The organism is Candidatus Zixiibacteriota bacterium, assembly GCA_035574315.1.
Taxonomy (GTDB): domain Bacteria; phylum Desulfobacterota; class Binatia; order UBA9968; family UBA9968; genus DATLYW01.
On sequence record DATLYW010000012.1, the window covers coordinates 77379 to 91140 of the forward strand.

Here is a 13762-nt window from a genome sequence, read left to right on the forward strand (position 1 = left end):
TGCGTAAACTGGAGTCGTTCATGTCTTCTGCCCTTCCACGGCCTCTGCCTGCCGGGGCCAGGACCCTTTGCTAACCGCCGGAGACCATCCAACGGAGCCGCCGCGCCGGCCGCGTGCAAGCTGGAGACGCTGCTATGACGTTTGAAAACATGTGGTTCGAGGTCTTCCTGATCCTTTTTTTGATCCTCGCCAACGGCTTCTTTTCCGCCTCCGAGATGGCGATGATTGCGACCCGCAAGAGCCGGATCGACGCGCTACTGGAAAAGGGAGTCAAATCGGCCGCCGCGGTGGCCCGGTTGAAAAACGACCCGGACCGGTTTCTCGCAACCGTGCAGATCGGCGTGACCGTGGTCGGTTCGCTCGCCTCCGCAATCGGCGGCGTCGCGGCCGCTGGCTTCCTGCAACCCAGGATCGAAGCGCTGGGGATTCCCGTGCTCTCGTCGTGGGCGGAAGCGATCTCGGTGGTCGTCGTGGTGCTGCCGATCTCCTATCTGTCCCTGGTGCTCGGCGAGCTGGTACCCAAGTCGCTGGGCTTGCGTTTCTCCGAGCCGATCGCCTTTCTGGTGGCCCGCCCCATCGACCTGCTCTCGCGCGCCACCGGGTTCCTGGTGCGCCTCCTGACCGCCTCGAGCAACGCCGTATTGCGGTTATTCGGCGGCGGGGAGGGAGGAACCGCGAGCTTCATTTCCGTGGAGGAGGTGAAATCACTCGTGCGCGAGGGAGCGGCACAGGGAATCTTCAACGAAACCGAAAAAGAGCTGATCCACAGCGTCTTCGAGTTCGCCGACACCCCGGTAAAAGCGGTCATGGTGCCGCGGACGGAGATCCATGCCCTTGAGATCAACACGTCGGCCGCCGAGGCGGCTCGGAGCTTCGTCGAGAGCGGCTTCTCGCGCATCCCGGTGTACGAGGGGGAACTCGACCACATCGTCGGCTTTCTCTACAACAAGGACCTGTTCAAGGCGCTGCAGGAAAAGAGCGAGTTTCGTCTCCGCGACCACCTCCACCCGGCGTTTTTCGTTCCGAGCACGCTGCCGATCAGCGAGCTGCTCAAGCAGCTTCAGCGCCGCCGGCTCGCGATGGCGATCGTCGTCAACGAATACGGCGAGGTCGAGGGCCTGGTCACGCTCGAGGACCTGCTCGAAGAGATCGTCGGCGAGATACGGGACGAATACGACCGGGAGGAGCAGGGACCGGTGGAGCGGCTGCCCGATGGCTCGCTCGTCGTCCAGGGCTCCGTGCTGCTCAAGACGCTCAAATCGGATTACGACCTGCCCTTCGAGGAGTCGCCCGACTACCACACGCTCGCCGGCTTCGTCCTGGCGAAGCTCAAGCGCATCCCCCGCGGCGGCGAATGGGTCGAGGACAGCGGTTACCGGCTGACGATCGTCGACATGGAAGGGCGCCGCATCGTCAAGGTCAAGCTGGAGCGGCTCAAGGAGAGCGCGGCCTGATCGTTCGGGCCACGGCGATCGGTCAATAGCGGCGGAGCTCGATCTCGTTGCCGTCCGGATCGAGGAAATAGATCGAGACCGCCATGCCCCGCGCTCCCCAGCGGGCCACTGGCCCCTCTCGAATCCGCACCCCGTGTGCCGCGAGCCGGGCGAGCACCGGTTCGAAATCTTCGTCGGCCATCACCATGCAGAAATGGCGCAGATTCCCGTCCGCCTTCTCGTCCTTGACGCCGCCCGCCCCGGCGTACGGCGCCGATGGAAACAGATCGATGACGGTTTCGGCGCTCACGCGCACCGACGGGAAGCCGGCCTTCCCCGCTCTGAATTCCTCGAGCCGCTCCGGCTGCAGACCGAGCACCCCGGTGTAAAATTGCAGCGAGCGCTCGACGTCGCGAACGTTGAGAACGATGTGGTCGAGCCCGACGATTCGAGGGGTCATCGCCGCCCGCCTCCTAGACCGGCGCGTTTCCGTCCGGAAGGTTTCCGAGCTCCCGCAACAGTATCTCGATTTCTTGCGGCGTCCCGACCGAGATCCGCAGGCTGTCGCGCAGTGCCGGAACGTCGAAGTGCCGCACCAGGATGTTTCGCGCCTTGAGCGCCTCGTACACGCCGCGCAGGTTGCGCCCGGGCTTGCGCGCCAGCACGAAGTTGGCATGCGAGGGCGGCACCTGATAGCCGAGCTTTTCCAGCCCCCGGGTCATTCTCGCGCGCGTCCTCTGGATGCGCCGCGCGTTGCGGCGCATCCACGGCAGATCCTCGAGCGCGGCGGCGGCCGCCACGATGCTCAGGCGATTGAGGTTATACGAGTCCTTCACCTTCGCCAGCCCGGCGATCAACGCCTCCGGCCCGAACGCCAGCCCGATACGCATGCCTGCCAGGGAAAAGGATTTCGAGAACGTTCGCAGCACGATCAGATTGGGCAGTTCCCGGATCAAAGGCAGGGCCGAAGCCCCCTCGGTCTCCGCGAAATCGATATAGGCTTCGTCGACGACGAGAAGACCGCAGAGCGATCGGGCGAGCCTGCGGATGTCGCCCGGCGGCACGAGCGTGCCCGAGGGGGAGTTCGGGTTGCAGAGAAAGGTGAGCGCCGCGCTCCGCGAGAACAGCTCCGGTGGCAGAGAAAAGTCGGGAGCGTAGTCCACCCGCAGCGGCTCCGCCCCGTGAATCAGGGCCAGGGTATCGTAGAGCGAGTAGGTCGGCACCGGAAACGCCACCTGCCCGCCGGGAGCCACGAACGCCCGGAGCAGCATCGCGAGAAGCTCGTCGGAGCCGTTTCCGGCGAGCACGTTTTCCGCCTTCACGCCGTAGGCAAAGGCCGCCGCCGCCCGCAGCGTGTCGGCGAGAGGTTCCGGGTACAGGCGCAGCGAGCGGCCGATCGACTTCTTGAGCGCCGAAACCACGCGCGGCGAAGGCGGATAGGGGTTTTCGTTGGTGTTGAGCTTGATGGCGGCCCCGTCACGCGGCTGCTCCCCGGGAACATAGGGCGTCAGCTCGGCGACGTTCGGCCTCAGAAACTGGGACATCGGCGACGCGCATTCTAGCCCCCCGAGCGGCCCTTTGCAATTCGGCGATCGGCCCTGCCCCGGCGTTCGAAGGCACGCTCGGCCGAGTGTGCGGCAAACATTTTTGTCCAGGAATTTTTCGAAGTTGTCCATAATTTACCGCTGTGCGACAAAACGCCGGAAAGCGCCGCCGTAAGTCTTTGATTTAACGGCCATCCACCCGGCACCGCTGGCATGTTTTTGGCAATCGCGATATGTTTCGGCTACCAAGCCTTTTCGCTTCTGGTGGCAAGGAATTCCCATGGCGCAGATAGAACGCGTGCCGACCGGCATCGCGGGACTGGATCGGTTGATCGAGGGCGGCTTGCCGCAGGGACGATCGATCCTCGTCACCGGCGACCCCGGAACCGGCAAGACCATCTTCGCTCTGCAGTTCCTCCAGGAAGGACTCGCCCGCGGCGAGAAGGGCATCTATGTCGCCGCCGACGAGAGTCCGGGCGACGTCGTCGAGCAGGCGGCCTCGATGGGCTGGGACTTCGAGCAACGAATCGAGAACAAGGAGCTGGCGATCCTCAGCGCCGGCACTTACCTCACTTCCCTGCCTGGAGCCGGCAAGGACCGGCAAATCGACATCCGCAAGGCGATCGGTGACCTCGCCGGGTTCGTCAGCCGCCTGGGCGCCAAGCGTCTCGTGCTCGACCCGTGCGGTCCGTTCGTGCTGCTGCGGGACACGGCGGCCAGAATCCAGGACCAAACGCGGTTGCTCATCAACCTGCTGCGCAGCTCGATGCCGACCACCAACGTTCTCACCTCCTATGCCGTGCCGAGGACCGGCGAGCGCTCGATGCACGGTATCGAGGAGTACCTGGTCGCCGGCGCCGTGGTGCTCGAGCTGGTGTGGCGGGACGGGCGCCTGGTTCGCACGATGATCGTGGAGAAGATGCGCTGCACCGACGTCCGGCCCGAGCAGCACGAGTTCGACATCGTCAAGGGGCGCGGCATCGTTCTCGCGGAGCAGAGCGATAACAACGTGAAAGGCGGAAACTGATGCAGGCGGGCACGGACAGCCAGCGGGTCTCCACGGGAATCGCGGAGCTCGACCGGCTGTTGCAGGGAGGGTTTCTCCGGGGCCGGAGCTACCTGGTTGCCGGCGACGCCGGCACGGGGAAGACCACGCTCTGCATTCAGTTTCTGCTGGCCGGATTGCGCCACAACGAGAAGGCGATCTACGTGACCGTGGACGAACGGCCCGCCGAGATCCTGCAGTCGGCTGCGTCTCTCGGCTGGAATCTGCAGAACTATATCCAGGACAAGAGCCTGGTGATTCTCGACGCTTCCCCGTATTTCAGCGGCCGCGCGGCCGCGATCGCCGAGAAGGGTGTGGATCTTCCGAAGATCATCGCCGACCTGGCGACGTACGGCAGGCGCATGGAAGCAAAACGGCTGGTAATCGATCCGATGACGCCGCTGATCCTGTCCGCCGACTCGCCGATTCGCATCCAGGAGCAGGCGCGCGCCCTGATTCACCTGCTCCAAACGCAACTCACGACAACCAATCTCTTTTCTTCACAGCTCCCCGGGCGCACGGAGCACGACCTCACCGTCGGCATCGAGGAATTTCTCGCATCGGGCGTTCTGCTGCTCAAGGTCGGCTTGACGAACGGCCGATACACCCGCTCCCTGTACATCAAGAAGATGCGCGGCACGTCGGTGGAGCCGCGCGAGTACCCGATCACGATCGCTCCGGAGCGGGGCATCGCGTTCGACGGCGTTGAGCCGGCGCCGCCGCTCCAGCCGGAGCCGAACATCGAGGCCCTGGAGTTCTTTCAGCTTCCCAAGGACGAGTCCTGACCGCTCCCGGCGGCCGCGAACCGGCGCGCGTTTCTTGACACCCGCGGGCAGGGTCGGACGGTCGACTTCAAGAACACGGCCATCATCGTAACCTCGAATCTCGGCAGCCGCCACATCCTCGATCCCGCCGGAGGCGACCGCCAGGAGATGGAGCGGCGCGCGGCTGCCGCCTTGCGCGAGGCGTTCAAACCGAGCTTCTGAACCGGATCGACGAAATCATCGCGTTCAACCGTCTCGGTCGTGAGGAAATCGAGACCATCGTCGACATCCAGCTCGGCGGGGCGCCAACCTCGCCCGGCGCGGGATACGCCTGGACGTGACCGACCGCGCCAAAGCGCTGATCGCCGACAAGGGTTACGACCCGGTCTTCGGCGCCCGGCCGCTGAAGCGGACGATCCAGCGATTGATCCAGGACCCGCTCGCGGTTAAGATCTTCGCAGGAGAATTCAAGGAAGGCGAAGCGATCAAGGTCGACGTCCAGGGCGAGGCTCTGGTGTTCCTCCACGGGCCGACCGCCGTAGCGGAGGAAAGCTGGGCCGGAAGACTCCTCCACCGAGGCTCCTTCAGGAGCGAGCGAGGCGTCGACCTCTCGACCCTTGCCCGTGCCGAGGCCCGGCGCGCCCGGGCCAACCGGTCCCGCCGCCCGCCATTCCCCCGGGCGGGCGCGGCCCGCTTTTTCCGCCGGAACTCGAAAGCGAAAGATGAACCTCGACGGCTCCCCGCCCGCGGACTCCAGACGGCTCGCGCTCGTTCTGACCAACGTCTGCCTCGGTCAGTTCATCGTGGGGCTGGACCAGCGCGCGTTGCTGGTGGCGCTCCCTACTCTGACGCGCACGTTCAATACGAGCCTCAACACGATCCAGTGGGTTTTGCTCGTCTACGATCTGCTGCTGGTCGGGACCGTCATCACGCTCGGTCGCCTGGGCGACCTTTTCGGTCGGCGGCGCTTCTACGCGGCGGGCCTGCTGCTCTTCGTTGTGAGCTCCGCCCTGTGCGGCGTTTCCGGGTCGGCATGGCAGATCATCCTGTTCCGCGGGCTCCAGGCGCTCGGCGGCGCGATGATCTCGGCCAACGGCCGGGCGATCGCCTCGCTCGCTTACCCCGCGAGCCAGCGCGGCAAAGCGATGGGCTTCGCCTCGATGGCGTTCCACGTCGGCTTCCTCACGGGCCCGACTCTCGGCGGATTTCTGATCGACACGATCGGCTGGCGGTGGATCTTTTTCCTCAACCTGCCGCTGGGCCTCTGGAGCGCCGCCATGGCATGGCGCCTGATCGAGGAGAGCCGGGAAAAGCCGCGGGAGATCTCCGTCGACTTCGCCGGCGCGATCCTGCTCATGGTCACGTACAGCCTGTTCCTGTACGCGATGAACCAGCTCCCGCACATGGGCTGGTCGAGCGCCCGGGTCTGGCTTCCGCTGGCCCTGGCGGCAGTCGCCGGCGCCGCGCTGATACGGGTCGAGCTGCGGTCGAGCATGCCGATTCTCAGCTTTTCGCTTTTCCGCAACCGGCTCTTTACGGCCTCGATGTTAAGCCTCTTCTTCATCACCTCGACCCAGTCGGCGATCAGCTTCCTGATGCCGTTCTATCTGCAGAACATCCTGCATTTCACCCCAACGCAGATGGGCTGGATTCTGATCTCAAACTCGGTGGTGATCGTCCTGGTGGCGCCGGTCGCGGGCTGGATGTCGGATCGGATGGGCTCGCGCCTGCTGTGCACGGCGGGAGCGGCCTTGATCGTAGTCGGACAGTTTTTCATCGGCGCGCTCGGCACCGGCTCGTCCGCTGCCCGGATCATCTTCCCTCTGCTCTTGACCGGCCTCGGCTGGGCCGTCTTCAACTCGCCGAACCAGAGCGCGATCCTCGGCTCGGTGCCGCGCGACAAGATCGGAGTGGCCTCGGGTATGAACACGACCACGGCGCGGACCGGCGGCGCCATGGGCGTGGCGCTCTCGGCTTCGCTGTTCACCTACGGCCTCGCCGCCGCGGGACTGAGCAGCGCGGAGCTCGAGTCGCCGCAGGCATGGGGCGAAGCGCCGGAAATCTTCGTCGGCTCGTTCAACCATACCGTTTCCGTCGTCAACCTCTTCACGCTCCTTTCCGTCTTCTTCTCCGCGGTGCGAGGGCCGCGGCGCGACGGTTGAATTTGCCGCCCCGGCTCCGTACTGTGGGTTTGACGCCATGACCGCCAGCGACGCTCCTTTTCTGGCCGCCTGCCGCCGCGAACCGACCCCTTTCACCCCGGTATGGCTGATGCGCCAGGCCGGCCGCTACATGGAGGAATACCGCAAGCTGCGCGCCGAGCACGGGTTCCTGGAGCTTTGCAAGATGCCGGAGCTGGCGGCGGAGATCGCCGTCTCCCCGGTGGAGCGCTTGAAGGTCGACGCCGCCATCGTCTTTGCCGACATCCTTCTGGTTCTGGAGCCCATGGGCGTCGGCCTCGAATACGCGCGCGGCGACGGGCCGGTGATCCGGCGACCGGTTCAGGCGGCCTCGGACGTGGACCGGCTCCGCGACTTCGACGCGCGCCGGGAGCTTTCCTTCGTCTTCGAGGCGGTGCGGAAAACCCGCTCCGCGCTGCGCCCCGAAGTTCCGTTGATCGGCTTTGCCGGGGCGCCCTTCACCCTCGCCTCCTACCTGATCGAAGGCGGCGGCTCGCACGCCTACCTTCGGACCAAGCGGTTCTTCCACTCCGAGCCGGAGGCGTGGCGGCGTCTGATGGGACGGTTGGCCGCGGCGGTGGCCGACTATCTCAACGGTCAGATCGAGGCGGGGGCCCAGGCGATTCAGCTCTTCGACAGCTGGGCCGGCTGTCTGGCGCCGCTGGACTACGAGGAGTTCGTCCTGCCTTATACCCGCGCGGTGATCGGAGCGCTCCCCCCGGGAACGCCGCTGATCCATTTCAGCACCGGAACCGCGGGAATGCTGCGGCTCGTTCGGGCGGCAGGTGGAGACGTGATCGGGGTCGACTGGCGCGTGCATCTCGACGAGGCCTGGAACGCGGTTGGCCTCGACGTCGCGATTCAGGGAAACCTGGATCCTGCCGCCTTGCTCGCTTCGCCCCGGCAGATTCGCGCGCGGGTCGCCGATATCCTGCGGCGGGCCAGCGGTCGGCCGGGCCACATCTTCAACCTCGGCCACGGCGTGCTTCCCGAGACTCCCGTCGACAACGTCGTGGCGATGGTCGAAGCGGTGCACGAGCTGAGTTGCCGTTGAGCTGGCGATGGCGGGCACGTACGACGGCGTTCTACTGGTCGCGTTCGGCGGCCCCGCAAGCCGCGAAGAGGTCCGGCCGTTTCTCGACCGCGTGCTGAAAGGCGCGGCGGTTCCGGCCGAGCGCATCGAAGAGGTCGTGCGCCACTATGAGGCGGTGGGCGGCCGCTCGCCGCTCAACGAGATTACCTTCCGGCAGGCGCGGGCTTTGGGGGAAGCGCTGGCAGCGAGGGGGCGGTCATTGCCGGTTCACGTCGGCCTGCGCAACGCCCGTCCGTTCCTCGCCGAAGCGCTGCGGGAGATGGCGCGGGCGGGCGTAAGCCGCGCGCTCGGAGTGGTTCTCTCGGCCCACCACAGCGAGGCGAGCTGGGACCGTTATCACGAAACGGTCGCGGACGCCCGCGCCGAGCTGGGTGACGCTGCACCGCGGGTCGATTTCTGCGGCGGCTGGCACGACCATCCGCTGTTCGTCGAGACCTGGAGCGAACAGATCCGCGATTGCCTGGCGAGCTGTCCCGAGGGCGAAAGCCGTGAAATCCCCCTGGTGTTCACCGCCCATAGCATCCCCATGGCGATGGCCCGACGCTCGCCTTACGTGGAGCAGATCCGTCGGAGCGCAAGCCTCATCGCCGAGCGGCTCGGCCGGCACGGCTGGACGCTCGCCTATCAGAGCCGCAGCGGGCACCCCGCCGAACCCTGGCTCGAGCCCGACATTCGCCAGGTCGTCCGCGAGCTGGCGGCGCGGGGGTTCTCCCGTGCGGTGGCGGCGCCGATCGGGTTCGTCGCCGACCACGTGGAAGTACTCTACGATCTCGACATCGAGGCGAAGAAGATCGCGGCCGCGTGCGGTCTCGAGCTGCTTCGCGCGCCCTGCCCCAACGACCGGCCGTTGTTCATCGAGATGCTCGCCGACGTCGTCTCGAGGTCATTGTCTGCTTCCGCGGTTCCATGAGGACGCTGCGCATCGCCGTGGTCGGCGGGGGTATCGCGGGACTGGCCGCCGCCCACCGCCTGATCGAGCTCAAGCAGGAGCGCTCTCTTCCCCTCGAGGTCGTGCTCCTCGAGGCTTCGCGCCGCCTCGGGGGTTCGATCGCCACCGAGCGCGTCGGGGGCTTTCTCGTCGAAGCCGGCCCCGATTCGTTCATCACCGAAAAGCCCTGGGCGTTCGACCTCTGCCGCCGGCTCGGGCTGGAATCGCATCTGGTTCCCGCCCGGGCCGAGCACCGAAAGATCTACGTGGTTCATCGGGGCCGGCTCGAGCCCTTGCCCGAAGGCTTCTTCCTGCTCGCGCCGACGCGCGCCCGCCCCTTTCTCACGACCCCGCTCTTCTCCTGGAGGGGCAAGATCCGTATCGCCGCCGAGCTGGTGGTGCCGCGGAGGCGCGCCGCAAGCGACGAAACTCTCGCCTCGTTCGTCCGGCGCCGTTTCGGCAAAGAGCTGCTCGAGCGCGTGGCGCAACCTTTGATCGGCGGCATCTACGCATCCGACCCGGAGCGTCTCAGTCTTGAGGCGACGATGCCCCGGCTGGCGGAGATGGAGCGGGCGAAGCGCAGCGTCATCCGCGCCATCTGGTCGGAGCAACGGCGGAAAAAGCGAGGCTCGCCGGGCAGCGGCGCGCGCTGGGGCCTGTTCGTCACGCTCGAAAACGGAATGCAGGAGCTCGTCGACGCTCTGGCGTCACGGCTGCCCGAGGGCTCGGTGCACCTGGGTCGGCCCGCCCGCCATCTCGTCCGCGGCGGCGCGGGCACCGCGTGGATGATTCGCGCCGGAGAGTCCGCCGTCTACGAGGCGGACGGGGTGATCGTGGCCGCGCCGGCTCATGCGGCCGCCGATCTCCTGGCCATGGCGGCGACGGAGGCCGCCGTGGAGCTCAGAACGATCCCTTATGTTTCGACGGCGACCGTCAACCTCGCCTACCGACGGGCCGACCTTCCCCGTCCGTTGGACGCCTTCGGCTTCGTCGTCCCCGCCGTCGAAAAGCGCGCGATCATCGCCTGCACTTTCTGCAGTGTAAAATACCCCGGCCGCGCTCCTGAGGACGGCGCGTTGCTCCGCGCTTTCGTCGGCGGAGCGCTGCAGCCGGAGGCATTCCGCGACGACGATGCGACGATGGAAGCCAAGGTCAGAAACGAGCTGCGGGAGCTCGTGGGCATCGAGGCGCCGCCGCTGTTCCGCCGGGTCTGGCGCCATGCTCGCTCCATGCCGCAGTACGAGTTGGGGCACGGCGCGAGAATCGAGCGGGTCCGAAACGCGCTTTCCGCTCTTCCCGGAATCGCTCTGGCGGGCAGCGCGTACGGCGGCGTCGGCATCTCGGATTGCGTGCGCACGGGCGAGGAGGCCGCCGAGCGGCTCCTGCGCGAGCTCGCCTGAGCGCAAGGCCGGCCTGCCCCGGGGAGTTTTTTCCGAGGCGGCGCGGGAGTTCACGGAATGAAGGACCACCAGGCGATCCCGCTCGGCGCGGCGCCGCTTCTGTTCTTACTCGTGTCCGTGCCGGCGGGCGGTGGGGAAGCCCGGGCGGCGAGCGTGCTCCATTTTGTCGGCTGGAAGTCCGAGGCGCCACGGGTCTGGGACGAGGCGATCGCGGAGTTCGAACGGCGAAACGGTGTCAGGGTGGTCCGCGAGGTCGGTCCCAGCTCCTCCACCCAGTTTCATGACCTTCTCGCACAGAAGCTCAAGAACCGCGACCGCTCGCTGGACGTTTTCCTGATGGACGTGATCTGGCCCGCGGAGTTCGCCTCCGCGGGCTGGGCGCTGCCGCTGGATCGGTTTTTCGATCGCGCCGCGCAGGACGAATTCCTGGAGGCGCCGCTCGAGGCCGGCCGCTACGGAGGACGGATCTACGGCGTTCCGCTCTTCATCGACGCGGGCGTTCTCTATTACCGCGCCGATCTGCTGGCGAAGTACCGCCTCGAGCCGCCGCGCACCTGGACGCACCTGGTGGAGCAAGCGAGAACCATCGTCGCGCGAGAGCGTGACGCTTCGCTCGCCGGTTACTCGGGCCAGTTCAAGCAGTACGAGGGCCTGGTCTGCAACATGATGGAGTTCATTTTCGCCAACGGCGGCGCCCTGTGGGACCAGGCCCGGCTGAGAAGCGCCGTCGACGGGCCGCGGGCGGTCGAAGCGGTGCGGTTCGTCCGCGACCGCATCATCCACGGAATCGCCCATCGCGGCGTCCTGGCGTACGAGGAACCGGAGTCGCTCACGTTGTTCGTCCAGGGCCGAGCCGTCTTTCACCGCAACTGGCCCTACGCGTGGGCCGTCGCCAACGATCTCTCCCAGTCCCGCATCGCCGGACGGGTCGGCATGATCCCGCTTCCGGGATTTACGCCCGGGTCGGGAGCCGGTGCCCTGGGCGGCTGGCACCTGGCGATCAGCCGCTTTTCGCGCAACCCGGATCTTGCCTGGCGCTTCGTGGCGTTCATGACGGGCGAAGAGATCCAGCGACGTATTGCGCTTTCGACGGGCAGGGCGATGACGCGAAAGGCGCTCTACCGGGACGGGGAGTTGCTGCGCCGCATGCCGCAGCTCGAATCCCTTCGGGAGGTTTTCGAGGGCGCGATTCCGCGACCCGCCACGCCCGTCTACGCGCCGCTGTCGAGCATCTTGCAGCGGTACTTCAGCGCGGTTCTGGCCCGACCGGAAATCGATCTGCGGCGCCGCGCCGATTTCGCCGGCCGCGAGATGAACCGGGTGCTCGACCTCCTGCGCCGGGAACCGGAACGATGACGCGTTTCGAGCGTTCCTCCCTGCTGCTGATGCTTCCGAGCGCGCTGGTGGTCGCGATCTTCGGCCTCTATCCGGTCCTCGAGTCGGTCCGCTTGAGCTTTTACCGCTCGATCCTGACGCTCCCCTGGCTCGGCACCAAACGCGTCGGCTGGGAAAACTACGCCGACCTCTGGAACGACCCGGTCGCGGCGCAATCGCTGCAGGTGACCCTGGTTTTCCTGGTGGCGACGATTCCGGCGGAGCTGGTCGTCGGCCTCGGGCTGGCGCTGGCGATGAACCGGTCGTTTCGCGGCCGCGGGTGGTTGCGCGCCGCGGTTCTGGTTCCCTGGGCGATCCCGACGGTGGTCTGCTCGCAGATGTGGCGCTTCATCTTCAACGACCGCTACGGGCTGTTGAACTTCCTGCTCTTCGGCGCCGACGTTCGGAGCTACTGGGTGCCTCTGGCCGAGCCGGGACCGGCCCTGGCGGCGGTCGCGGTGGCGGAAATCTGGAAGACGGCGCCGTTCGCGGCGCTGATCCTGCTGGCGGGCCTGCAGACGATCCCGGACGAGCTTTACGAGGCGGCCGCGATCGACGGCGCCACCGCGTGGCAGAAGTTCCGCCACATCACGCTGCCCATGCTCAAGCCCGCGTTCCTGCTCGCGCTCCTGTTTCGCACCATCGACGGCCTCCGGGTCTTCGACCTGGTCTTCGTGATGACCCAGGGCGGCCCCGCGGACGCCACCAACGTGCTTTCCTTCTACGGCTACAAGAAAACCTTCGCCGAGGGCTCGATCGGTTACGGCTCGGCGGTCGCCGTGATCGTCTTCGCGCTCGCGATGCTCCTCGCGCTCGGCTATCTCGGCGCGCTTCGCCGCGCCCGCGGAGGCGCCCGATGAAGCGCACGGCGCTTCTGTCGCTCGTCTTCTTCGCGGTCGCGATCTACTCGGTCGCACCGTTTTTCTGGTTCGTGCTGACGTCGCTCAAGACGCCCGCCGAGCTGACGGCGATTCCGCCGACGCTCCTGCCCTCCGCCCACCTCGGCTTCTACCGCGCCGCCCTTCTCGAGCGCGGTTTGCTCGGCGCGATGGCCAACAGCGCGGCCGTCGCCGGCGCGGCGACCGCGATCACCGTCGCGATCGGAGCGCTGGCCGCTTACGCCGTCGCCCGGACTCCCATGCGAGCGGCGCGCTTCTACCGGGTCCTGCTGCTGGCGGTCGCAATGTTTCCGCAGATCGCCGTGGCCGGCCCTCTGTGGAGCATTCTCGACGCGTTGGGCTGGCTCAACACCTATCGCGGTCTCGTGGCGACCTACACCGGCCTCGGCTTGCCGCTCGCCGTCTGGATTCTCGCCACGTTCTTCGGCGAGCTGCCGGTCGAGATCGAAGAAGCGGCGATGGTCGATGGCTGCACCCGGCTTCAGGCGCTGGGCAAAGTCGTGCTGCCGTTGGCGGCTCCCGGGCTCGCCACGGCCGCCCTGCTGGTCTTCATGTTGTTCTGGAACGAGTTCTTCTTCGCTCTGATCGTGATGACCGATCCCGCGCTGCAAACCCTGCCGGTGGCGATCGCGCTCTTCCCCGGCGAATACACGATGCCCTGGGGCGAGATCGCCGCCGCATCGACCGTTGCGACCCTGCCCCTCATAGCGCTCACGCTCGCGTTCCAGCGCGGGATCATCCGCGGCCTTTCCGCCGGGGCGGTCAAGGGATAAGCGATTTGGAGGGAAGAGCCCGGCGCTCGCCGGGGGACGCCGCAGAAGGGCCGGACTCTGCTGCCGCCGTCAACCATTCCTCGTGGACGTCGACGAAGACGGCGTCCCGGTCGCGGCACGACGAGACCTCGCCGAGATCGAAACGCACGGTGTAGAGCGGCGGGTGCAGCTCCCGATGGTCCCGCGGGTTCTCCAGCACCCCGTGAACGGCGCCGATCACGCCCCGCTTGCCCCGGATGTACCTGGGCGTGCGGGGATTGCCGGCGGGGTTTTCGAGCGCGACTGTTACCGCGTCCCCTACTTTGAACCGCGTGTCCAGAGATCGCACC

General features: G+C 66.9%; 13 protein-coding genes. 10 read left to right on the forward strand and 3 right to left on the reverse strand.

Annotation, left to right across the window (positions count from 1 at the left end; genetic code table 11):
- The first annotated feature begins 134 nt into the window (after positions 1-134).
- On the forward strand, positions 135-1454 hold the full coding sequence (locus VNN77_02735) for a hemolysin family protein (GenBank protein ID HXG50304.1): 1320 nt from the start codon (positions 135-137) through the stop codon (positions 1452-1454).
- Positions 1455-1476: 22 nt separating this feature from the next.
- On the opposite strand, the gene VNN77_02740 is transcribed toward VNN77_02735, so the two are convergent.
- Together VNN77_02740 and hisC are read right to left on the reverse strand one after the other, a co-directional pair.
- The gene (locus VNN77_02740; GenBank protein ID HXG50305.1) at positions 1477-1893 is read right to left on the reverse strand and encodes a VOC family protein; all 417 of its coding nucleotides are present in this window, start codon (positions 1891-1893) and stop codon (positions 1477-1479) included.
- Between the two features lie 13 nt (positions 1894-1906).
- Positions 1907-2977 (reverse strand): histidinol-phosphate transaminase, encoded by a 1071-nt coding sequence (hisC, locus tag VNN77_02745; GenBank protein HXG50306.1) that lies wholly within the window; start codon positions 2975-2977, stop codon positions 1907-1909.
- Between the two features lie 280 nt (positions 2978-3257).
- Between hisC and VNN77_02750 the strand changes: the two genes are divergently transcribed.
- The 9 genes from VNN77_02750 to VNN77_02790 all read left to right on the forward strand — a co-directional run bounded on the left by VNN77_02750 (position 3258) and on the right by VNN77_02790 (position 13433).
- Positions 3258-4004 carry an ATPase domain-containing protein gene (locus VNN77_02750; protein ID HXG50307.1) on the forward strand — a complete coding sequence of 249 codons (747 nt, stop codon included), beginning with the start codon at positions 3258-3260 and terminating at the stop codon, positions 4002-4004.
- Positions 4004-4807, forward strand: coding sequence for an ATPase domain-containing protein (locus tag VNN77_02755; GenBank protein ID HXG50308.1), 804 nt, complete (start codon positions 4004-4006; stop codon positions 4805-4807). Before VNN77_02750 ends, VNN77_02755 begins: the two co-directional genes overlap by 1 nt.
- A 701-nt stretch (positions 4808-5508) precedes the next feature.
- Positions 5509-6948 (forward strand): MFS transporter, encoded by a 1440-nt coding sequence (locus tag VNN77_02760; protein HXG50309.1) that lies wholly within the window; start codon positions 5509-5511, stop codon positions 6946-6948.
- Positions 6949-6985: 37 nt separating this feature from the next.
- Positions 6986-8020, forward strand: a complete 1035-nt coding sequence (gene hemE, locus VNN77_02765) for a uroporphyrinogen decarboxylase (protein ID HXG50310.1) — start codon at positions 6986-6988, stop codon at positions 8018-8020.
- Positions 8021-8027: 7 nt separating this feature from the next.
- On the forward strand, positions 8028-8969 hold the full coding sequence (gene hemH, locus VNN77_02770) for a ferrochelatase (GenBank protein HXG50311.1): 942 nt from the start codon (positions 8028-8030) through the stop codon (positions 8967-8969).
- On the forward strand, positions 8966-10387 hold the full coding sequence (gene hemG, locus VNN77_02775; GenBank protein ID HXG50312.1) for a protoporphyrinogen oxidase: 1422 nt from the start codon (positions 8966-8968) through the stop codon (positions 10385-10387). The genes hemH and hemG overlap by 4 nt, the downstream gene beginning before the upstream one ends.
- A 57-nt stretch (positions 10388-10444) precedes the next feature.
- Positions 10445-11743, forward strand: a complete 1299-nt coding sequence (locus tag VNN77_02780; GenBank protein HXG50313.1) for an ABC transporter substrate-binding protein — start codon at positions 10445-10447, stop codon at positions 11741-11743.
- On the forward strand, positions 11740-12621 hold the full coding sequence (locus VNN77_02785; protein ID HXG50314.1) for a sugar ABC transporter permease: 882 nt from the start codon (positions 11740-11742) through the stop codon (positions 12619-12621). The genes VNN77_02780 and VNN77_02785 overlap by 4 nt, the downstream gene beginning before the upstream one ends.
- Positions 12618-13433 carry a carbohydrate ABC transporter permease gene (locus VNN77_02790; protein ID HXG50315.1) on the forward strand — a complete coding sequence of 272 codons (816 nt, stop codon included), beginning with the start codon at positions 12618-12620 and terminating at the stop codon, positions 13431-13433. The genes VNN77_02785 and VNN77_02790 overlap by 4 nt, the downstream gene beginning before the upstream one ends.
- Here the strand turns inward: VNN77_02790 and VNN77_02795 are convergent.
- On the reverse strand, positions 13423-13761 hold the full coding sequence (locus tag VNN77_02795) for an SH3-like domain-containing protein (GenBank protein ID HXG50316.1): 339 nt from the start codon (positions 13759-13761) through the stop codon (positions 13423-13425). The genes VNN77_02790 and VNN77_02795 overlap by 11 nt on opposite strands.
- Position 13762: the final 1 nt, after the last annotated feature.